Source organism: Myxococcus sp. RHSTA-1-4 (genome assembly GCF_020037125.1).
Classification (GTDB): domain Bacteria; phylum Myxococcota; class Myxococcia; order Myxococcales; family Myxococcaceae; genus Myxococcus.
In genome coordinates this window covers 242,319-261,742 of record NZ_JAIQDG010000001.1, presented here as the reverse complement: position 1 = coordinate 261,742, position 19,424 = coordinate 242,319, and the positions used below count along the sequence as shown (strand labels likewise).

Below are 19,424 nucleotides of genomic sequence, written 5' to 3'. Positions count from 1 at the left end.
CCCCTCACCCTGGCTACCGGAAGGCCGTCACTCCCCCTGGGAGCGCGTCTTATACGTCAGGACAGGCGCCAGCGTGGCCACCACGCGCACGAGGCCCGCTTCCACCAGGTCCGTCACCACGCGGTCGATGGCCTTGTACGCGGGCGGCGCCTCCTCGAAGAGGAGGTCCTTGTTCTCACACACCACGTGGCTCTTGAAGGCCGTGCGCGTGAGGGACTCCGCGGTGAAGCGCTCGCGCATGCGCTCCCGGGCGGCGGTGCGCGTCCACTTGCGGCCGGCGCCATGCGCCAGGCTGTGCGCGCTGCCCGTCCCGTCTCCCACCGGCGCCACCAGGTAGCTCAGTGCTCCGCGGCTGCCGGGAATCACCACCGGGCCTTCATCCGAGGGGGCCGCGCCCTTGCGGTGCAGCCACTGCATCCGTCCTCCGGCGCGACAGGGGGTGACGCTGTTGTGGCAGACGTCCAGCACCCTCCGGCCCTGCGCGCCGATGCCGTCCAGCACCCGCCGCGCCACCAGCGCCCGGTTGGCCCGGCCCCACGCCACCGCGTGGTCATGCCGCGCGAGGTACGTCCGCGCTTCCGCCGAGTCCTCCACCAGCCCGCCCGCCGCGTGCCGGTCCACGTGCGCCCGGAGAATCGCCTCGCCCAGGCCCCGCGAGCCCGAGTGCACCAGCAGCAGCAACCGGTCCACCGCCAACCCCAGCGCCGCGAAGGCCTCCGCGTCGTGCACCGCGTCCACCCGCTGCACCTCCGCGAAGTGGTTGCCGCCGCCCACCGTGCCCAGCGCCATCTCGAAGCCGGAGGACTTCACGCCCTGCTCGTGCAGGAAGCCCTCGACGTCTCCGCTCCACGGCCCTTCCAGATCCAGCTTCGCCGCCCACCGCTCCGGCTTCGCCTTCCGCGCCGGCAGGTCCACGTCCCACAGTCCCATGCCGCAGCCGATGTCGTTGCCGACGAGGTAGGGATAGAGGAAGCCCTCGGACGTGAAGGCGGCGCCCACCGGGGCCCCCTTGCCGGGGTGCAGGTCCGGAAGCCCCACCGCCAGGCGCATGCCGGGCAGTCGCGCCATGGCTTCGAGCTGGCGCACGGCCTCGCCCTCTATCCACGATTGGGACGAGGCGATGACGCGGACATGCGCGGGGGGCGCGGAGGAAGAGGCGGGATTCTCGGCGGCGGTGCTCATGCCCCCGCTGACGCCACTCCTCGTCCGGCCCTGACGGGTGCTCCAGGCCAGGCCCTTCACGTCAGGGCCCGGCCCGCCTGGTTGCCTACTTGTGGTAGGGCTCGCCCTTGAGGATGGTGAAGGCGCGGTAGAGCTGCTCGATGAGCACCACGCGCGCCAGCCGGTGCGGCAGCGTCATCTTCGACAGCGACAGCGTCAGGTTCGCCGCCTCCCGCACCCGCTCGTCCAGCCCCTCGTCACCGCCGATGACGAAGAGCAAATCCTTCGCGCCCGTCTGGGCCTTGCCCACGTAGCGGCTCAGCTCCACCGAGTCGAGGAGCGAGCCGCGCTCGTCCAGCGCCACAATCCAGTCCTGCGGCTTGCGCTTCGCCAGGATGGCGTCGGCCTCCGCGGCCTTCGCCTCTCCGGGCTTGAGCTTCTTGCCGCTGGCCTCGGACAGCTCCACCAGCTCGAAGCGGGTGTAGTGGCCCAGACGCCTGGCGTACTCCTGGACCGCGGGCTCGTACAGGCCCGAGCGGTCCCTGCCAATGGAGAGGAGGCGGACCTTCAGGCCACCTTCTCCCGCGCCGCGTCGGCCCAGAGGCCCTCGAGGTCATAGTGGGCGCGCAGGTCCGTGAGGAACAGGTGCGCCACCACCTCGCCGTAGTCCAGCAGCACCCACTGGCCCGTCTCCAGGCCCTCGGTGCCGATGGGGCGCAGGCCGCCCTCCTCCGGCGTCTTGAGCTGGACCTGGACGTTCTCCGCCATGGCGCTCACCTGGCGGTCGCTCTCGCCGGAGGCGATGACGAAGTAGTCCGCGTAGGACGTCATCCCGCGCACGTCGAGGATGACGACGTCCTGGGCCTTCTTGTCGAGCAGGAGCTGGGCGATGCGCTGGGCCATCGCCTTCGCCCGGGGGTTCTCCGCCGGGCCCACCTGCTGTTGTGGGGCGGGTGGCAGCTTCGCCTTCTTGCGCGCCGGGGCCCGGCCCGCCGTCTTCTTGCGCGCCGGGGCCTTGCCCGCCGGGGCCTTGCCCGCTGTCTTCTTCCGCGCCGGTGCCCGGCCGGTGCTCTTTTTCGTGCTCGTCTTCTTCTTCGTGGCCATGTGCGGCGCACCCTACCGCACCCTTGGCAATGGGGCAGCCGTCCTCTATCTGCTGTTGTCCATGAGCGACGCCCGGCTGGAGCAGTTCAAGAAGATGGTGGCCGACTTCCCGGATTCCCCCATGACCCACTTCTCCCTCGGGAAGCTGTACCTGGAGCAGAGGCGGTACGCCGAGGCCGCCCAGAGCCTGGAGGCCGCCGTCCGGCTGGACCCGGCCTATGCCGCCGCCCTGGTGGCCCTGGGCGACGCCTGGGCCGGGGCGGGGGAGACGCAGAAGGCCCGCGAGGTGTTCGGCCGCGCGAAGGAGCACGCCCTGGCCCAGGGGCACCCCGGCCTCGCCGAGGAGATTGACGAGCGCGTCGCCGACCTGGGGTGAGGGCCCCGCCGGCCCCTCAGTCGCGCCAGGTGAAGCCCACGCCGAACACCTGGCGCGTGTAGGTGAGCTCGTTGCGGGGCAGCCGCGTGCTCCACAGGCCCCAGGACACCTCCACGTCCACCGTCTCCGACACCGGGCGGGACAGCTTGAGGGAGAGGGAGTTCTGTCCCTCGTCCTCCTCGACGAGGATGATTTCCGGGGACAGGTAGATGCCGTCCGGGTAGGCGGTGAAGCCCAGGGAGCCCTGGGCCAGCAGCGTCAGCCGCCAGGGCAGGCGCACCCCGGCGTTGCCCGACACGCGGTGCCGCAGCACCGTCTCCCCGAAGCTGTTGGAGGAGACCTCCTGGTACGCGTACGTCAGCCCCAGCGCCACCGGGCCGCGGTAGGTGTAGGAGACGCCGGCCGTGAGCGCCCCATCCTCGCGCCGGCCCGGGGAGGCGGCGGGGGGCGTGTCGGGGGCGGCCGGCCGCGTCCGCGCTGGGATTCCATAGCCCCGCGAGCCCCATTCGCCGAAGAGGGACACGCTGTGCCGGCGGTTGAAGCGGTAGCGTCCCAGCACGCCGAGCTCCGGCCCGCCGAAGTTGGCGGTGCCGTCCGGCCGGTACACGAAGCGCCGGGCCCCCGCGCGCAGGCGCAGCGCCAGGCGCACGTCTGGTGCGTACTCGACGAAGGCGCTCGCCCCCAGGTCCGAGTACGCCCGCGAGCCGCCCCGCCGGTCCTTCGCGTGCCCCTCCATGCCCAGTCCCAGCTCCGCGCCCAGTGCCAGGGAGCCCTCCACCGCGCCGGCCTGTACCAGGGTGTCCTCGTCCGTGAAGCCCAGGTACTTGCGCAGCCCCAGCTCGTAGCGGCCCACCAGCTGGGAGCGCTCGAAGGTGGCGCGCCCTTCCGCGGAGCCGAGCAGGCTCAAGGCCTGGTCCAGGCCGCCGCTGGTGGTGCTGGTGGGGTCGGAGAAGTCCCGCGAGGCGTTGGTGTCCACCAGCACACGGCCGGTGGCCTTCAGCGCACCCTCCCACTCGGCCGCGGGCGCACCGCTGGCGGCGAGCACGGCGAGGGCGAGCAGCAGGGGTGGACGGAGGCGGGCCACGACGCGCGCACCATATCCGGCCTCGCGCCTGCACGCCCCACTCGCGGGAGGGCGGGCCCGTCCGCCCGGCTGGCCGTTGGCAGTTCCGGTGACGGGGCCCCCCGCGGCCCGATACAATTGATACATGCGCCTCGCGTCTCTATTCGCGGCGGCCGGCCTGGTGGGGCTGGTCGCCTGCGCTCCCGCTTCCTTCACCACCGAGGTGAAGGGCGAGTCGACCGTGCCCGCGGGCCCTCCTGGCGTCACCACCCTCCTCAACGCCTTTCCCGCCATCAGCAGCTTCGCGGGGATGGACTTCGACCAGAACCAGGACTTCAAGAACCGGGGTGTCACCAAGGACGAGGTGACGTCCGTCAAGGTGCAGTCCCTGACGCTCAAGGTGCTCAGCCCCAATGACCAGGACTTCACCTTCCTGGACACGGTGGAGTTCTACGCCCGGGCCGGGGACCGCGAGGAGCGCATCGCCCAGCGGCAGGACATCTCCCGGCTGAACCTCCGGACCCCCAACCCCGTCCTCTCGCTGAACGTGGACGACGTGGAGCTGCAGCCCTTCGTCTCCGCGCCCACCATGAGCATCATCGTCCGCGGCCGCGGCGTCATGCCCGAGCGCGAGGTGCGCCTGCAGGCGGTGGTGACGCTCGAGGTGGAGGGCGGGCTGCTGTAGCCGAAGCGCCCCTCAGGGCTTCTCCAGCTCCTGGGCCCGGCGCTCCAGCGAGGAGGCGCGGCTGTCCAGCTCACGGGCCAGGGCCTCCAGCTTCGCGGCCTCGGCCTCCATCGCCGCCAGGTCCACCGGCCCACCGGCCGCCAGCGCCTGGGCGCGCGCCGTCTCCACCTGCGGGCGGCTGTCGCTCGCGCGGGGCGACGGCGACGTGACGGGCACCGGGGTGGGGTCTCTCGGCACGTCGACGGTCCCCGGGCTGCCGCTCCCGTCATCAGTGGGCGTACCCACAGTCGGCGGCGGGGCCGCCGTGCCCGCCCCGTCCTCCTGGAAGGAGGGGCTGCCTCCCCGGGGCGTTCCGCGCTCCACCTGCACCCGGTCGCCACTCAGCCGGACGCGGAGGCGGCGGTCCTGCTCGTCGAACATGGACTCCTCGCCGAGGAAGTCGCTCATGCGCCGGTCCAGGTCGCGCTCCTCGCGCACCTCGGTGATGCGTCCGCGCAGGGCCTTGAGCCGCTCGCGCACCTTGTCCTCGGTGTCGCGCAGGGTGTCCGCCTGCTCCAGCAAATCCTCGGGGTCATCCCCGGCGGGGGCCGCCCGGTCCAGCGCCGGCACGCGCGAGGCCGGCAGCGCCGCGCGGACCGCCTCGCGCTCGGCGCGCACCGTGCGCATGGCCTCCAGCAGCTTCGCGCGCTGGCCCCGGTCCGCCGTCCCGTCCCACGCCGCGCGCAGCCGCGCCAGCTCCTCGGACAGCGCGGTGTGCAGCGCCAGGTGCGCGCGCTCCGACTCGCCCTCGGCCGCCGCCACCGACTGCGCCAGCCCGGTGAGCGAGCCGCTCAGCTCCTGCGAGCGCCGCAGCGCCGCCTCCAGCTCCGTCCCCGCCGTCAGCCGCCCCTGGCGCTCCGCCTTGAGCGACTCGATTCGCGCCGCCAGCCCGTTCAGCTCGTCGCGGAGGGCCTGCTGCTGGCCACGCAGCGAGCGCACCTCCGTGCGTGCCGCCTGGGCCCGCCCGCGCACGGCCTCCAGCCCGGAGGCGCCCAGGGCGGGCACTCCGGACAGCAGGCACAGCAGCAGGGCGAGGAGGCGGGGGCTCATCGGGGGTGCTTCCTGAGCAAGGCGGATGCCAGCCCCGCCTTCCAGCCCGGCGCCGGTTGGCCGGAAAAAGCCGAGCGATTCCGGAGTCCTGGCGAGGCCGGGTGGGAGTGGGAGGGGGTGGGACGGCGGTGGAAAATCACGGTGGCGTGTCCGGGTGTAACGGATTTTCGAGGCTCAACCCTCCTCGGGTTGCGTGCCCTTGGGGAGAAAGCCGTATTTCTCCAGCTTGTAATACAGGGCGGAGGTCTTGATACCGAGCAGTCGCGCCGTCTCCGTCTTCACGCCGCCGGCCTTCTCGTAGGCGCGGGCGATGAGCTGCCGCTCCAGGTCCTCCAGGATGTCGGGAAGGGGACGGTCGCCGTGGGGCACGGGCAGGCCCGCGTCCATGCGCGGGGCGCCGCCGGTGAGGTGCGAGGGCAGGTCCGCCTCGGTGAGCACCTCGCCCTCGGCGAAGACGAGTGCCTGCTCGATGACGTTCTCCAGCTCGCGCACGTTGCCGGGCCACGCGTGGCGGGTGAGGGCGCGCAGGGCGGCGTCGTCCAGTCCGGTGACGCGGCGGTTCACGCGCGGGGCGTGCTTGGCGACGAAGTGTCGGGCCAGCAGGGACAGGTCTTCCGGCCGCTCGCGCAGGGGCGGCAGCAGCAGCGGGACGATGTGGAGCCGGTAGTAGAGGTCCTCGCGGAAGCGGCCGGCCTTCACCTCGGCCTGGAGGTCGCGGTGGGTGGCGCTCACCACGCGCACGTCCACCTTGAGTGTCTCCTCGCCGCCCACGCGCTGGATTTCCTTCTCCTGCAGGACGCGCAGCAGCTTCGTCTGGACGGAGGCGGGAATCTCGCCAATCTCGTCCAGGAAGAGGGTGCCGCCGTCGGCCAGCTCGAAGCGGCCGAGCTTGCGCTTCACCGCGCCGGTGAAGGCGCCGCGCTCGTGGCCGAACAGCTCGCTCTCCAGCAGCGTCTCCGCCAGGGCCGCGCAGTGCACGACGACGAAGGGACCGTCCTTGCGAGGGGAGAGCTGATGGAGCATGCGGGCGACCAGCTCCTTGCCGGTGCCGCTCTCGCCGCGCACCAGCACGGTGGCCTCGCTCTGCGCCACCTTGCGCACCTGGGCCACCAGCTTCTGCATGGGCTCGCTGTCGCCCACGAGGGCGCCGTGGGTGAGGGCCGCGTCCGCTTCGTGCGCGGCGGTGCGCGCGGTCAGCTTCTCCACCTGCCGACGGGTGGAGGCCAGCTCCAGCCCCTTGTCCACCTTGGCGCGCAGCACGTCGGGGGGGAAGGGCTTGGTGATGAAGTCGTAGGCGCCCTCCTGCATGGCGCGCACGGCGGTTTCGATGGTGCCGAAGGCCGTCACCACCATGACGACGGCGGCCGCGTCCAACGCCTTGAGGGCCTTCGTCACCTCGATGCCGTCCATGCCGTCCATCTTCAGGTCGGTGACGACGAGGTCGAAGGGCGCCTTGCGGTAGGCGGCCAGGCCGTCCGTGCCGCTGCGCACCGCGGAGACGGAGTGCCCGGAGCGCGTGAGGGTGACGGCCATGCCCTCGCGCAGGGTGTCGTGGTCGTCGATGACGAGGATGCGCGCCATGGTGTTGCTCGAATCTCCATGCACCTTCAGTGGCACCGGCCGGCCGGGTGCGTCCGCATGAGAACACGCCCGGGGTGGCACCCTACACCGGCCGTGGCCGCCTGCACGCCCGCCGTGCGAAAGGCGCTGGCGCGGAAGCCATCCGGGGCGGTACGTGGACGGGCATGGACTCCCCGGCTTCGACTTCCTTGCAGGCCCTCCTGGCGCGGCACACTCCCTCGGACGACAAGGAGCGCGAGGACCTGGAGCGCATGCGCCACCACGCCGTCACGCTGGAGCAGCCGTTTTCGCGCTCGCAGGCCACGGCCCACTTCACTGGCAGCGCGGTGGTGGTGGACCCGGAGGGCGGGCGCGTGGTGATGCTGCATCACGGCAAGCTGAAGCGCTGGCTGCAGCCGGGCGGGCATGCGGACGTCGCGGACGGAGGGGACATGGCGGCCACGGCCCTGCGCGAGGCGCGCGAGGAGACGGGCTGCCGCGTCCACGTGCACCCTTCCGCGCCCCGGCCGCTGGACGTGGACATCCACACCATTCCGGCCCGGCGTGACGAGCCGGAGCATCACCACCTGGACGTGCGCTTCCTGTTGGTTGCGGAGAACCCGGAGGCGCTGGTGCATGACCCGGCCGAGTCCACCGGCGTGCAGTGGCTCACGTGGGACGAGGCGCTCGCGCGCGCGGACGAGGCGCCGCTGCGGCGGATGCTGGAGAAGGCGCGGCGCGTGGTGGCTTCGGCGCGCTGAGTGGGGTATCAGCCGGCGTTTCCAGGCTCGTTGTAGAGGAGGTCCTCCATGAGAGCCTGGATACTGCTGCTGGTTTCCCTGCTGACGGCCTGCGCTTCGACGAACGTCACCCAGCAGCAGTGGGAGGCCGCTGAGGCGGCAGCAGAAGAGTGCGACGACCCGGGGGCGGACCGCTGCACCCTGTTCATTTGCGGGGTCGGCGCGTGCGCCCTCTACTTTTGCGAGGACGTGGACCCGGGCCGCCTCGTGCGCGCTCAGGCGGTGGCGCCCATTCGGCCTCCCGCACCGGCGCCGGGAGTCGCGCGCCCCTTCCCGACTCCCGCGAATCCCCGGCGCTACTGGGGAAGCATGCAGGGGCTACCGGAGGACGCGGAGCCCATCTTCATCATTCCCTGGAATGAGACGAGCGCTGAGTACGCGGCTCGCCTCAAGAGGGAGATGGAGGAACTGCCCAGGCGAACCTGGGTCAGACACCACGTATTTCCCCAGGCGTTCAAGAAGTGGTTCACGCGACAAGGCATCAACATCCACGAGTGGACGCTGGTGCTCGACAAGCAGGTTCACGAGAAGATTCATCGTGGGGCGAATGGGGGGCCCTGGAACGCGGAGTGGAGGCGCTATATCGACGACAACCCACTTGCGAAGCGACAGGCCATCCATCTCTTCGCGACGCAGATGATCTTCCGCTTCGACCTGTCGGGCCCCGTAGTGCCGTACTACGAGAGGAGCCTCCTTCCCATGTTCCCCATCATTGAAGAGGACATCTACTGACCATGCGGTGGCTTCACCTCACTTATGTGCACTCTCCTCGGTACTCCTGGAGCATCGAGGCAGACCACAAGTGGTGTCTGCCCGGCATCCACTGCGCTACCTGTGATGAAGTCGGGGGCGGGATTGGAGAGGCATACCCCTCCGTGGACCTTTCCGAGCTGCCGGAGTGCAGGAAGTTCGGGGCGCGCGTGGAAGAGGATTTCACGGAGTTCACCCGCCTGAGAGAAGCGGTACGTCCACTGGCGCCCGCCGGTGCGCTCCTCGAGCCAGGCGCGGAATTCGGCCCGCTGGTTGGAAGAGGGCGGGGACCCTTCCCACAGCTCGTATTGATGCAGCCATGGACGTTGCTCATCCGCAAAGAGGCGCTGGAGCAACTCCAGGCAGAGGGCTTGCGCGGCTTGACAGGCTGCAAGACTCAGTTACGGCTCCGCGACAAGAACGCGCCCGAGTTGCTGGAACTCCAGGTGGAGCCACGAGGACTGCTGCACCGGGACTGTTTGCCGCGGTTTCTGCCACCACCGTGTGTGACGTGTGGCCGGCGGGAATTCAGTTTTCCTCCGGAGCCGCTCCTGGATGCGGCAACCCTGCCGATGGACCGCGACCTCTTTCGGCTCGCCAACTTCCAGACGAAGATCATCGCCACGGAGCGGTTCGTGGAAACGGTCCAGCGGCTCGGTTTGGACGAAGTGATGTTCCGGGAACTGCCGACTCGCTGAGTTGCGCTACTCCCGTGCGAAGCGCTGGAGCGTCCCATCCAGGTACCGCGCGCGGCAGGCGGAGCGCTGCAGCTTGCCGCTGGACGTCTTGGGCAGCGCGCCGGGACGGACGAGCACCACCCGTGGTGGGAAGCCGAAATGCTCCTGGGCGGCCCGCTTCACCGCCACCTCCAGCGCCCCCGGCTCCACGCCTGCTTCCGGAGTCACGGCGAGGACCACCTCCTCCGTGCCCTCCTCTCCGCGCACGCTGAACGCCACCACCGCGCCACCGCGCACACCCTCCAGCGCCCCCACCACACGCTCCACGTCGGCCGGCGCATGTTTCCGCCCGCCCACCACGAGCAGGTCCTTGAGCCGGTCGACGATGAACAGCTCGCCGTCCGCGAGATAGCCCAGGTCTCCGGTACGAAGCTCCGTCCGTGCCACGCCGCCCTCGCGCAGCTCGTGGAAGTAGCCCGGCGTCACCGAAGGCCCCGACACCACCACCTCACCCAGGTGCCGCTCGGGCAACTCGCGCCCGTCCTCCGGCGCGAGGATGCGCACCCGGTGCCCGGGCACCGGCCGGCCCACGCTGATGAACGTCGTGCTGTCCGCCGAGCCCGGCTCCACCGGCCGCGCCTCACCCCGGGCCGTGAGGGCCTCGCGCTCCACGCTGTCACAGCGCAGGGGCGCATCCGGCGGAGGAAAGGACACGGCCAGCGTGGCCTCGGCCAGTCCGTACGCGGGGCGGAAGCTGGTGGCGCGGAAGCCCGCGGGCTCGAAGCGGCGGATGAATGCCTGCGCCGTCAGCGGGTCGATGGGCTCCGCCCCGTCGAAGGCCAGCCGCCAGGAGGCCAGGTCCAGCTCGCGCAGCGCGCTCTCCGGGATGCGGTGCGCGAGCAGGTGATACGCGAAGTTGGGCGCCGGGCTGAACGTCGCCCGGAAGCGGTGGATGGCGCGCAGCCACGAGTCCGGGCGGTAGACGAAGCTCTTCAGCGGCGCGACACACGCGGGGATGCCCAGGTACACGCCCAGCAGCAGCCCGGCCACCAGCCCCATGTCGTGGAACACCGGCAGCCACGAATAGACGACGTCGCGCCCGTCCATCCGCCCACCCTCGATGATGGCGCGGAGGTTGGCCACGAGGTTGTCATGCCGCACCACCACGCCCTTCGGCTCCCCGGTGCTGCCTGACGTGTACTGCAGGAAGGCGATTCCGTCCGGACGGCACCGCCAGTCCAGCGGGCGCTCCAGCGGCACGGACTCACCGTCCAGCTCCGCCAGCTCCACGACGGCGAGCGTCCCGTCCTCCAGCGCCCCGGCCACGGCCTGCCGCGCCCGCGCGTCGTCCACCACCAGCGCGCGCGGCCTCGCGTCGCGTGCCACCGAGCGGAGGCGGGCCTGGTACGACTGCATCTGCAGGTCGGCCATCGACGGCAGCGGGGCGGGGATGGCGCCCAGCACCTGCGTGGCGATGAGGAAGGAGAAGAACGCGTCCGCCCGGGACACGCACAGCAGCACCGAGTCCCCCGGCCCCACTCCCGCCCGGACCAGCAGCGCGGCCGCCTGGTGCACGCTCTTCGCGAGCGCCGCGTAGGTGAAGGGCCGCGCCTGGGGCTCGCGCCCGGCGAAGCTGACCACGTGCAGCACTGGCTGCTCGGGCGTCAGCGCCATTCGCTGGGAGAAGGCCTCCGGAAAGGTGAGGGCCGCGTCAGGCAGCCACGCCGCGGAGGGCGAACCGGCCGGGAGGCCCGGCTCTGCCGAAGCAGACTCCCTGGTGAGGTTCCGCTCCGCGTCTGGAGTGGCAACGAGGCCGGGCTCCACCGGCACGCGGTTCCGTTTCGCGTCGGGAATCGCGGTGGTGAGGCCAGGCTTCGCAAGCGCGAGGTTCCGCTCCGCGTCCGGAGTGGCGACGGCGCGGCCGGAATACACCGGCGCGAGAGGATGCTCCGCCTCGGGTGTCGCGGCGACGTGGACAGGCTCAGCCGACATGCAGGCCTCCGTCGATGGGAATGGCCGCCCCCGTCAGGTAGGGCGTCTTGCAGGTGGCGAGGAACTCGATGACCTCGGCGACCTCGTCCGGTTGCGCGAAGCGGCGCAGGGGGACGCGGGGCATGACGAACTGTTGCAGCGTGGCCCGCATGGGGGCGGCCATGGGCGTGTCGACGTAGCCGGGCAGCACGGCGTTGACGGAGATTCCGTGGGCCGCCAGCTCGCGCGCGTGTGACTGCGTGAGCGCCACCATGCCCGCCTTGGACGCGGCGTAGGGCCCCGCGAGCGCCGCGCCCGTGAGCCCGGAGATGGAGCTGACGTGGACGATGCGCCCCCCGGTGCGCGACATGATGGCGCCGAAGTGCGTGGTGGTGTGCAGCGTGCCCGTGAGGTTGATGCGCAGCACGCGCTCCACGGCGGCCGCGTCGTCCTTCAGCGCGGACATCTGCTGGAAGACGCCCGCGCAGGTGACGAGCACGTCCACCCGGTGGTGGGCCGCGTCCACGCTCGCGGCGACGCGGCGGATGGACTCCACGTCCGCCACGTCCATGACCTCGAGGCCCAGGCGGGGGGCGTCCGCCCGGACTTCCTCCAGCTCCCGCAGGGACGCCTCGGCGGAGTCGGTCGCCACCACGTGCAGGCCCGCGCGCAGCAGGCGCCGCACCACCGCGCGGCCGATGCCTCCCGCCGCCCCCGTGACGACGGCGACGCGTGGCTCAGACATGCAGGCTCCGCGGGGTGGGGCGCGCCTCGGGCACGGGGAGCGCCCCGGGTGAGGGGAGCGCGGCGGCCACGGCCGGCGGCGAGGCCTGTGCCGGGGCACGCGCGGCGGCGGGACGGGCCTGTGGATAGAAATCGCGGCCCCGGGTGACGAACGCGTCCAGCGCCTGCATGGGCTCGCCAGGGAGCAGGGCGTGCACCGCGTCCGAGGTGAGCAGCCGGGCGGCGCGCTCGCGCGTGAGGTAGCGGCAGAGGCTGCCGTAGCCGAGCGGGAAGTCGATGAGCTCGCGCGCCAGCACGTCCACGACGGTGGGGTGCCCCAGCGTGCGGTCCGCCAGCGCGCGGGTGGCGAAGCCGAGCAGCGAGATGAGCACCGCGTCCGCGAGCGGAGCCGAGCCATGCGCGCCCCGGGGCTCCGCCGTGGCCAGTGCCTCCAGGGCCTCCTCGACGCGCTCGAACGAGGCCGCGGCCGGCAGGTGCGGGGCCAGCGCCAGGGCCAGCGCGGGACGCGGCAGGGCGCGGATGAGCTCCGCCGGCGAGCGCGCGAAGCCGAACGCGCGCACCGTGGCCAGGGCGTCGCGCGCGTCGCCGCCCGCGAGCACATGGGCCACCAGCGGCCCCAGGTATGCCCCCAGCAGCGCGTTGAGGACGGGCTCCTCCGCCGCGCGTGACATCACCGGGTGGAACCCCGCGCGGTGCAGCAGGGCGAACAGGGTGCGCGCCTCCTCGGGCGGGCGGCCCTCCGCGGCGCGCAATTCCACCACGGGCAGGCCGGCCTCCAGCAGCGGGGCGTACAGCACCAGGTCCGACACCTGCCGGAGCGGGCCGCTCACCAGGTCCACCGCCAGCGACACCGCGCCCTCGGGCAGGGGCTCCCCCTCGGGGGCGTAGCGCGTGACGTGCAGCACCGGAACCCCCGGCGGTGGCTGTTGGGGAGCCACCTCCACCGACAGGCCGCGCACGCGACGGGTGCGCAGGTCCTCCGCCAGCGCCGCCAGCCGCGCGTCCTCCGCGTCGATGACCAGGTGCGTGAGCGGCGGCAGCTCGTGCTCGCGCAGGCTGTGGTGCAGCGCGAGCCTCCGCACGAAGAAGATGGAGAGCGCGGCCTTGGCGATGGGGTTCACCACCGCGCGCCCGCAGGCCTCCACCTCGAGCTGGTAGTCCCGCGCCTCCGCCCGGCCCCGCCGCGCCGCGTGCAGCATCAGGTCGAGGCACTCCGTATAGACGGGCTGGTACGCGGGAGGCAGGCTCGCGATGCGGGCGCGGGTCCGCGTCTCGAAGTCCGCCGGCACCGGCGCGCGGGCCGGAGCGGACGCCTGCTGGCGCTTGCCGCCGCCGCATTCCAGCAGCGCGTCCACGAAGCGCAGCACGCTGCCGTCGAAGTCCGCGTCATCGAAGCAGGCGTCCACCAGTCCCCGGCGCACCGCCTCCGGAGCGGACCAGCGCTCGCCCCACAGCAGCGCGTCCGTGGCGTTCTCCAGACCGATGAGGCGGGGCAGGTCCTGCGTGCTGCCGAAGGCCGGGATGAACAGGTACTCGGCAATCTCCGTCATGTAGAAGTGGGTCTCGTACGTGTGCGCGGCGACGCGGTAGTCGCAGTGCAGCGAGAACTCCACCCCACAGCCGTAGCAGTTGCCGCGGATGGCGGCGATGGTGGGGGCGGGGAACTCGCGCACCGCGCGGTACGCCCGCGTCACCGTCTCCGTCATCCGGGGAATGTCCTCGGGCGCCTGGGCCGTGCCCGCCATCATCAGCCCCACGCCGTTGATGAAGCTGCCCGGCTTGGCGCTGCGGATGACCAGGGCGCGCACGCGCTCGCGGTCCACGCCCTCCAGCAGCTCCAGGAGCTGCACCGCCGCCTCGTGGCTGAAGATGTTGAAGTCACCGCCCGGCGTGTCCAGCGTGAGCACCAGGACGTCGCCCACCCACTGCATCCCGAAGAGCTTCGTGGACATGAGGACCTACCCGAGCGCCGAGACGTAGTTGCACAGCGAGCCCACGGTCAGCGCGGACGGGTCCGGCTCACTGGCAATCCAGTCGTCCAGGAGCACCGGCTGCTGGACCCGGTCCTCCAGCTCCAGCGCCAGCCGGGCAATGCTCATCGAGTCGAAGCCCAGGTCGGTGACGAAGCAATGGCCCCGGTCGATGACCTCCGGGAGTGGCAGCTTGCATGCGGCGCGGGTCGCCGCCACCACGGCCTGGAGGACGGAATCGCTTTCAATCCTGGTCTGCATCATGGAACCCCGGTCTGGGGGACCCCGCGAAGGGCCCGGTTGGTCACTCCAGGAGCCGCACCACGCTCCATCACCGGGCCACGTCCCCCCACCGTGCCGTCCACCGACCCACCCAGCCCGAAAACAGCGATTGGTAAAAAGATACAGATACGGCCGAAAATGAGAAGAGGGGTGGCGCAGATTTTTATCAATTTCTTGTTAATGAGCATTGTCAGACACCCGGGTAGGTGTGGCGGCGCCCAGGGTGCACAGGGTGCGTTCCCTCAGGCGTCCTCGGGAAGGCCCCTGCCCACCCGGGAGGGGCCCTACGGGGTGGGGAGGGAGTCGGAGTAGCCTCAGGGCACCCCGCGAGGTCCCCCATGCAGACCGATTCTCCGCTCCCGCCCCGCGTGGAGTTGCCGGCGGTGCAGCAGTCGCTGCAATGGCGCGCGCGCCCCTACGAGCTGCTGCGAAGCTGCCGTGAGCGGCTGGGAGACGCCTTCACGCTCGACCTCGGCAGCCACGGCACCTACGTGATGTTCTCGCACCCGGACGCGCTGCGGGACATCTTCACCGCCGACCCCTCCGTGCTGCACGCGGGCGAGGGCAACGTGGTGCTCAAGCCGCTGCTCGGCGCGCACTCGCTCTTGCTGCTGGAGGAGAAGCCCCACCAGCGCGAGCGGCGGATGCTGGGGCCGGCGTTCCACTCGCGGCGCATCGAGCAGTACGGCGCGCTCGTGCGTGAGGCCACCCTGGCCGCCATCCAGGACTGGCGCCCCGGGCAGTCCGTCATCATCCAGGACGTCATGCAGCGCGTGTCGCTGCGGGTCATCCTCACGGCCGTGTTCGGGTTGGAGGGCGGCGAGCGCGCGGAGGAGCTGAGCGCGCGCATCCAGGCCTTCCTCAATGACTCGAAGTTCAACCTCGGCAACATCGGCCAGCTCCGCGACGACCTCCAGTCCGAGGCGTGGGCCGCCTTCAAGCGGAGCCTGGAGCGCATCGACGCGCTGCTGCTGGAGGAGGTGCGGCACCGGCGCGCGGTGAGGGACGTCGAGCGCGGCGACATCCTGGGCATGCTGCTGTCCGCCACGTACGAGGACGGCGCGCCCCTGGAAGACGCCGTGCTGCGCGACGAGCTGATGACGCTGGTGGTGACAGGCTACGAGACGACGGCCACTGCCATCGCCTGGGCGCTGCACTGGCTCCATGCCTTCCCCGGCACGCTGGCGCGGCTGCGCGAGGAGCTGCGCGGGCTGGGCGCGGAGCCGGCGCCCTCCGCGCTGGCCGGGAGCGCCGCTCCCTGGCTGAAGGCCGTGTGTCAGGAGACGCTGCGCCTGCACCCCATCATCCCCGTGGTGGCGCGCCGCACGCAGGTGCCGTTCCGGGTGCAGGGCTACGAGGTTCCCTCGGGTGTCACGGTGGCGGCGTGTATCTACCTCGCCCACCACCGGCCGGAGGCCTTCACGGAGCCGGAAGACTTCCGCCCGGAGCGCTTCCTGGAGCGCGCCTACTCCCCCTTCGAATATCTGCCCTTCGGCGGCGGTGTGCGCCGATGTATCGGCATGGCCCTGGCGCTCTACGAGATGAAGGTGGTGCTGGGGCTCGTCCTCTCGCGCTTCGAGCTGAAGCCCATGGACGCACAGGTGAGACCCCAGCGCCGCGCCGTCACCCTCGCTCCGTCAGGTGGTCTGCGCATGACAGTTGAGCGACTGTGCTCCTGAATTGTTACATCCACACAGGCAATGCGTGGATTTCAATTCTTTCTCACACTTGTGAGCACTTGTTCGGCCCCGGTGGCTGGAATCCGTGAGGAGTTGCTCATTAAGCTGCATCCATGAGCGCGGGCATGCGCGGCGGCGGGGAAGTGCGCTGTTTCATGCCACGTCCCGGGGGGCAGCCACGCTGAGGGACGCGCTCGCGCCGGGGGGCACGAGTCATGGACAACGTGGACGAGAAGGCCGTCAGTGATTTCGCCAGACGTGGTGCGCTGACGTTCATCAGCTGGGTGGCCTTGCCCGGCATGAACTGCGCGTACCTCATCGCGCTGTCCATGGGGCTCAACGCCGAGGAGGGCCTGTGGGCCACCACCCGCATCGCGCCCGGGCTCATCCTCTTCTTCGGCACCGTCTATCCCTGGGTGGCGCTGCGGATGCTGGCCTCGCGGGCCCTGCGGCACCGCCCGGGTGACGTGCCCGGAGAGCGGCTGGGCCGCATCCTCCGGCTGCCGTGGCAGAGCACCGTCTTCACCACGTACGCGGCGTGGGCGCTGGGCGGGCTGTTCTTCAGCATCCCGGTCTGCATCCAGTTCGACAAGGAAGTCCTGCGCGTGGTGCTGGGCTCCACCGTCGCCTTCTGCTTCGGCGTGGTGATGTCGTTCCCCATCGCGCTCAGGCTGGAGAAGCAGCTCGTCCCGCTGGCGCTGGAGGAGCAGCGCGCGCACCCGGGCGTCACGCCCCGGGGCGGCGGCTTCTTCTGGCCGCGCCAGGCCTGGTTCCTGCCCTTCACCTTCGTGGCCTCCATCGCCTCCACGCTGCTCTTGAGCGGGTGTGTGATGACGGTGAAGATGCTGGGGCTGCGCGACTCCCTCCGCGCCGGGCTGGCGGGGCAGGGCGCCGTCTCCTCCGCGCAGCTCCTGGAGGAGCTGGGCGGCACGCTGCTGACGGAGTTGCTCGGCTCCATGGCGTGGGTGGCCGGCCTGGTGCTCATCCTGCCCACCATCACCACGTACATGCTGGCGCGCCGGCAGGCCGAGGGCACCGGCGCGGTGGGCGTGGCCATCAAAGCGCTGGCGGAGGGCCGCACCGCGTCGCCCGAGTGGGTGTCCACGGACGAGATAGGTGTGCTGGCCTCGGGCATGAACGCGGTGCTGGCCAAGCTGCGGCAGCTCCCCCTGACGCTCCAGTCCGCCGCGACGCAGCTCAGCGACGCGGCCAGCCACCTGCGGACGGCCAACGACGAGCAGCAGCAGAGCCTCACCCGGCAGGCGGCGGCGCTGCACGAGGCGCAGGTGACGTCGGAGGAAATCAAGCGCACCTCGCTGATGGCGGCCGACCGCGCGGAGGCGGTGCTCAATGTCGCCCGCCGCGCCGAGGAGCTGGGCCAGAGGGGCGAGACGGCGGTGGAGCAGAGCGTCACCGGGCTGGCCGACATCCGCCGCGCGGTGGACGGCATCCAGCAGCGGTTGGTGCGGCTGGCGGAGAGCACCACGCAGATTGGCGACATCACCGAGACGGTGAAGGACCTGGCGGACCAGTCGCACCTGCTGGCGGTGAACGCGGCGATTGAAGCGGCGCGCTCGGGAGAGCAGGGGCGGGGCTTCGCGGTGGTGGCCCGCGAGATTCGCGGGCTGGCGGACCAGTCCATCCAGTCCACGCGCCGCATCCGCGGCATCCTCCAGGACATCAGCACCGGCATCCGCGACGCGGCGCTGATGGGTGAGCAGGGCGTGCGGACCATCGGCACCGGACTGGACCAGATGCGCGAGTCGGGCGAGTCGCTGCGCGAGCTGTCGCGCATCTCCCAGGAGAACTCCACCGCCGCGCGGCAGATTGCCGCCGCCGTGACGCAGCAGAACGCCGGCTTCTCGCAAATCTTCACCGCCATCGGCGACCTGTCGCAAATCATGGACGCCACGCTGAAGCGCCTGGAGTCCACGCAGGAGGCCACCGCCGCCCTGTCTACCGTCTCTGGCGAGGTGGGGAAGATGGCGCGGCAGTTCACCTCGGCGGGCTGATGCCCGCGCCTTCCGCGCCCAGCGGCAGCGTGAGGCTGAAGGTGGTGTCACCGGGGACGGAGGCGAGCCTCAGGTCGCCTCCGTGTGCGAGGGCAATCTTGCGCGCCAGCGGCAGGCCCAGGCCCGTGCCCTTCTCCCGCGTGGTGAAGAAGGGCTCGAAGATGCGCTCGCGCTCGGACTCGGGCACGCCGGGGCCGGTGTCGCGCACCTGGATGGTGTAGCGGCCGTTCGTGGCGGCGCCGGACACTCGCACCCGGCCTCCCGGAGGCGAGGCCTGCACCGCGTTCTTCACCAGGTTCACCAGCGCGGCGGTGAGCAGGCTGCCGTCCGCCTCCAGCGCCGCGGGCGCGGCCTCCACCTCCACGGCGACGCCGCGGGCGGCGGCCTCGGCGGCGAGCAGTTCGCAGGCGCCGGACAGCAGCGCGGGGGCCTCCACCGGGGCGCGCGCCAGCGGCTGCTCGCGGGCGAAGGCGAGGAAGTCCTCGACGATGTGCTGGAGGTAGGCCACCTCTCGCTGGATGCGCGCCACGTGCTCGCCGGCCTCGGAGTGGGCGCCCGCCTGGAGGTCCTCCTGGAGGAGTCCGGAGAAGAGGGCGATGCCTCCAATGGGGTTGCGCACCTCGTGGGCCACGCCGGCCAGCATCATCTTGAGCTGCCTGTCCCGGCTCTCCAGCGCGCCGCGCATGACCTCCAGCTCGCGCGCCAGCACGCCGATTTCGCGCGTGGGCTCCGAGGGAACGGGCGTGGTCAGGTCACCCCGGCCGATGCGCAGCGCGGAGTCCATGAGCCGCCGCAGCGGCCGGGCCAGCCCGCGCGCGGTGAGCAGCGCGATGACGGCCAGCGCGGCGAGCGCCACCGTCCCCATGATGGCGAAGGTGCGCGACAGCCGCTGCAGCGGGCCGAAGAAGTCGGCGCTGCCCTCCACCGCCACGGCGCCCACCACGTGGCCCTCATGGCGCACCGGGGCATAGCCCGTCTTGTAGAGATTCCCGTCGGTGCCGGTGAAGAGCACCTGGCTGGCGGCGCGCTCCCCGGCGAAGACGCGGGCCAGCTCCAGCCTGTCCCGGGCCAGCTCCGGCACCTCCACGCCCACCGGCAGTCCGCCGCCCACGTCCACGCGCACGCGGCCCTGCACGTCCACGGCATACACGCGGCGCACGCCGCTGGCCTCGCGTATGCCTTCCAGCAGCCGCGCCAGGTTGCGCCACGTGCGGGTGCCGGCCACGTCGTCCCCGGGCTCCACCGTCAGCATGCGCTCGCCGTTGACCTGGCTGGCGGTGGCGGCGGCGATGGCGGAGAGGCTGGTGCCCAGCTCCTCCTCGAGGATGGCGCGCGCGAGCTGGTACACCGCCGTGCCCGCCACCGCGACGAAGAGCAGCGTGGGCACGAGGAACGCCACCAGCAGCCGCACCGGGAGCGACCCCAGTGCGTCCCTCCACCGCGAGGCGTGTCGGGCTGTGTCGGCCATGGGCGCGGCGGACTCTAGCCGAGCCCCGGCGCC

General features: G+C 71.7%; 18 protein-coding genes. 7 read left to right on the top strand and 11 right to left on the bottom strand.

The window, feature by feature from the left end; translation table 11 throughout:
* Positions 1-27: 27 nt before the first annotated feature.
* The 3 genes from K8638_RS01080 to rsfS all read right to left on the bottom strand — a co-directional run bounded on the left by K8638_RS01080 (position 28) and on the right by rsfS (position 2,265).
* Positions 28-1,182, bottom strand: coding sequence for an RNA ligase RtcB family protein (locus tag K8638_RS01080; protein WP_223752482.1), 1,155 nt, complete (start codon positions 1,180-1,182; stop codon positions 28-30).
* An 85-nt stretch (positions 1,183-1,267) separates the two neighbouring features.
* Positions 1,268-1,732 (bottom strand): 23S rRNA (pseudouridine(1915)-N(3))-methyltransferase RlmH, encoded by a 465-nt coding sequence (locus K8638_RS01075; protein ID WP_223752931.1) that lies wholly within the window; start codon positions 1,730-1,732, stop codon positions 1,268-1,270.
* Positions 1,729-2,265 carry a ribosome silencing factor gene (gene rsfS, locus K8638_RS44785; RefSeq protein WP_223752481.1) on the bottom strand — a complete coding sequence of 179 codons (537 nt, stop codon included), beginning with the start codon at positions 2,263-2,265 and terminating at the stop codon, positions 1,729-1,731. Before rsfS ends, K8638_RS01075 begins: the two co-directional genes overlap by 4 nt.
* Here rsfS and K8638_RS01065 point away from each other — a divergent pair.
* Positions 2,240-2,641 (top strand): tetratricopeptide repeat protein, encoded by a 402-nt coding sequence (locus tag K8638_RS01065; protein WP_223752480.1) that lies wholly within the window; start codon positions 2,240-2,242, stop codon positions 2,639-2,641. The genes rsfS and K8638_RS01065 overlap by 26 nt on opposite strands.
* A gap of 16 nt (positions 2,642-2,657) precedes the next feature.
* Here K8638_RS01065 and K8638_RS01060 read toward each other — a convergent pair whose 3' ends face one another.
* Positions 2,658-3,725: a hypothetical protein gene (locus tag K8638_RS01060; protein WP_223752479.1), complete on the bottom strand. Its 1,068-nt coding sequence runs from the start codon at positions 3,723-3,725 to the stop codon at positions 2,658-2,660.
* Positions 3,726-3,849: 124 nt separating this feature from the next.
* Here K8638_RS01060 and K8638_RS01055 point away from each other — a divergent pair, with 124 nt between their 5' ends.
* The gene (locus K8638_RS01055; RefSeq protein ID WP_223752478.1) at positions 3,850-4,389 is read left to right on the top strand and encodes a hypothetical protein; all 540 of its coding nucleotides are present in this window, start codon (positions 3,850-3,852) and stop codon (positions 4,387-4,389) included.
* A 12-nt stretch (positions 4,390-4,401) separates the two neighbouring features.
* Here the strand turns inward: K8638_RS01055 and K8638_RS01050 are convergent, their stop codons facing one another.
* Both K8638_RS01050 and K8638_RS01045 read right to left on the bottom strand, forming a co-directional pair.
* Positions 4,402-5,478, bottom strand: a complete 1,077-nt coding sequence (locus K8638_RS01050) for a TetR family transcriptional regulator (protein WP_223752477.1) — start codon at positions 5,476-5,478, stop codon at positions 4,402-4,404.
* Positions 5,479-5,652: 174 nt separating this feature from the next.
* Positions 5,653-7,059 (bottom strand): sigma-54 dependent transcriptional regulator, encoded by a 1,407-nt coding sequence (locus K8638_RS01045; RefSeq protein ID WP_223752476.1) that lies wholly within the window; start codon positions 7,057-7,059, stop codon positions 5,653-5,655.
* 164 nt (positions 7,060-7,223) lie between these two features.
* Between K8638_RS01045 and K8638_RS01040 the strand changes: the two genes are divergently transcribed.
* Genes K8638_RS01040 through K8638_RS01030 form a run of 3 tightly spaced genes read left to right on the top strand, consistent with a single transcriptional unit; the run spans position 7,224 to position 9,286 of the window.
* Positions 7,224-7,799 carry an NUDIX hydrolase gene (locus K8638_RS01040; RefSeq protein ID WP_223752475.1) on the top strand — a complete coding sequence of 192 codons (576 nt, stop codon included), beginning with the start codon at positions 7,224-7,226 and terminating at the stop codon, positions 7,797-7,799.
* 48 nt (positions 7,800-7,847) lie between these two features.
* The gene (locus K8638_RS01035) at positions 7,848-8,570 is read left to right on the top strand and encodes a TIGR02269 family lipoprotein (RefSeq protein WP_223752474.1); all 723 of its coding nucleotides are present in this window, start codon (positions 7,848-7,850) and stop codon (positions 8,568-8,570) included.
* A gap of 2 nt (positions 8,571-8,572) precedes the next feature.
* Entirely contained in the window at positions 8,573-9,286 is a 714-nt protein-coding gene (locus K8638_RS01030; RefSeq protein WP_223752473.1) for a double-CXXCG motif protein, read from the top strand.
* A gap of 6 nt (positions 9,287-9,292) precedes the next feature.
* On the opposite strand, the gene K8638_RS01025 is transcribed toward K8638_RS01030, so the two are convergent.
* Genes K8638_RS01025 through K8638_RS01010 form a run of 4 tightly spaced genes read right to left on the bottom strand, consistent with a single transcriptional unit; the run spans position 9,293 to position 14,214 of the window.
* Complete coding sequence (locus K8638_RS01025; RefSeq protein ID WP_223752472.1) at positions 9,293-11,257, bottom strand: fatty acyl-AMP ligase; 1,965 nt, start codon at positions 11,255-11,257, stop codon at positions 9,293-9,295.
* A complete protein-coding gene (locus K8638_RS01020) occupies positions 11,247-11,981 on the bottom strand; it encodes an SDR family NAD(P)-dependent oxidoreductase (protein ID WP_223752471.1) in 735 nt (244 codons plus the stop codon). The genes K8638_RS01025 and K8638_RS01020 overlap by 11 nt, the downstream gene beginning before the upstream one ends.
* Positions 11,974-13,932 carry an enoyl-CoA hydratase-related protein gene (locus K8638_RS44780; protein ID WP_305071134.1) on the bottom strand — a complete coding sequence of 653 codons (1,959 nt, stop codon included), beginning with the start codon at positions 13,930-13,932 and terminating at the stop codon, positions 11,974-11,976. Before K8638_RS44780 ends, K8638_RS01020 begins: the two co-directional genes overlap by 8 nt.
* A 6-nt stretch (positions 13,933-13,938) precedes the next feature.
* The gene (locus tag K8638_RS01010; protein WP_223752470.1) at positions 13,939-14,214 is read right to left on the bottom strand and encodes a hypothetical protein; all 276 of its coding nucleotides are present in this window, start codon (positions 14,212-14,214) and stop codon (positions 13,939-13,941) included.
* A gap of 356 nt (positions 14,215-14,570) precedes the next feature.
* Here K8638_RS01010 and K8638_RS01005 point away from each other — a divergent pair, with 356 nt between their 5' ends.
* Entirely contained in the window at positions 14,571-15,911 is a 1,341-nt protein-coding gene (locus K8638_RS01005; RefSeq protein WP_223752469.1) for a cytochrome P450, read from the top strand.
* Between the two features lie 215 nt (positions 15,912-16,126).
* The gene (locus tag K8638_RS01000) at positions 16,127-17,923 is read left to right on the top strand and encodes a methyl-accepting chemotaxis protein (RefSeq protein WP_223752468.1); all 1,797 of its coding nucleotides are present in this window, start codon (positions 16,127-16,129) and stop codon (positions 17,921-17,923) included.
* On the opposite strand, the gene K8638_RS00995 is transcribed toward K8638_RS01000, so the two are convergent.
* Complete coding sequence (locus K8638_RS00995) at positions 17,907-19,391, bottom strand: HAMP domain-containing sensor histidine kinase (protein WP_223752467.1); 1,485 nt, start codon at positions 19,389-19,391, stop codon at positions 17,907-17,909. The two genes, K8638_RS01000 and K8638_RS00995, sit on opposite strands and share 17 nt — an antisense overlap.
* Between the last annotated feature and the right edge of the window lie 33 nt (positions 19,392-19,424).

Bases quoted from the DNA above. Each gene is read 5' to 3' on its own strand.
- K8638_RS01080 (WP_223752482.1), bottom strand. From the start codon at position 1,182: ATGAGCACCGCCGCCGAGAATCCCGCCTCTTCCTCCGCGCCCCCCGCG.
- K8638_RS01050 (WP_223752477.1), bottom strand. From the start codon at position 5,478: ATGAGCCCCCGCCTCCTCGCCCTGCTGCTGTGCCTGCTGTCCGGAGTG.
- K8638_RS44780 (WP_305071134.1), bottom strand. From the start codon at position 13,932: ATGTCCACGAAGCTCTTCGGGATGCAGTGGGTGGGCGACGTCCTGGTG.
- K8638_RS01010 (WP_223752470.1), bottom strand. From the start codon at position 14,214: ATGATGCAGACCAGGATTGAAAGCGATTCCGTCCTCCAGGCCGTGGTG.
- K8638_RS01040 (WP_223752475.1), top strand. From the start codon at position 7,224: ATGGACTCCCCGGCTTCGACTTCCTTGCAGGCCCTCCTGGCGCGGCAC.
- K8638_RS01055 (WP_223752478.1), top strand. From the start codon at position 3,850: ATGCGCCTCGCGTCTCTATTCGCGGCGGCCGGCCTGGTGGGGCTGGTC.
- K8638_RS01005 (WP_223752469.1), top strand. From the start codon at position 14,571: ATGCAGACCGATTCTCCGCTCCCGCCCCGCGTGGAGTTGCCGGCGGTG.
- K8638_RS01020 (WP_223752471.1), bottom strand. From the start codon at position 11,981: ATGTCTGAGCCACGCGTCGCCGTCGTCACGGGGGCGGCGGGAGGCATC.
- K8638_RS01035 (WP_223752474.1), top strand. From the start codon at position 7,848: ATGAGAGCCTGGATACTGCTGCTGGTTTCCCTGCTGACGGCCTGCGCT.
- K8638_RS01000 (WP_223752468.1), top strand. From the start codon at position 16,127: ATGGACAACGTGGACGAGAAGGCCGTCAGTGATTTCGCCAGACGTGGT.
- rsfS (WP_223752481.1), bottom strand. From the start codon at position 2,265: ATGGCCACGAAGAAGAAGACGAGCACGAAAAAGAGCACCGGCCGGGCA.
- K8638_RS01030 (WP_223752473.1), top strand. From the start codon at position 8,573: ATGCGGTGGCTTCACCTCACTTATGTGCACTCTCCTCGGTACTCCTGG.
- K8638_RS00995 (WP_223752467.1), bottom strand. From the start codon at position 19,391: ATGGCCGACACAGCCCGACACGCCTCGCGGTGGAGGGACGCACTGGGG.
- K8638_RS01025 (WP_223752472.1), bottom strand. From the start codon at position 11,257: ATGTCGGCTGAGCCTGTCCACGTCGCCGCGACACCCGAGGCGGAGCAT.
- K8638_RS01045 (WP_223752476.1), bottom strand. From the start codon at position 7,059: ATGGCGCGCATCCTCGTCATCGACGACCACGACACCCTGCGCGAGGGC.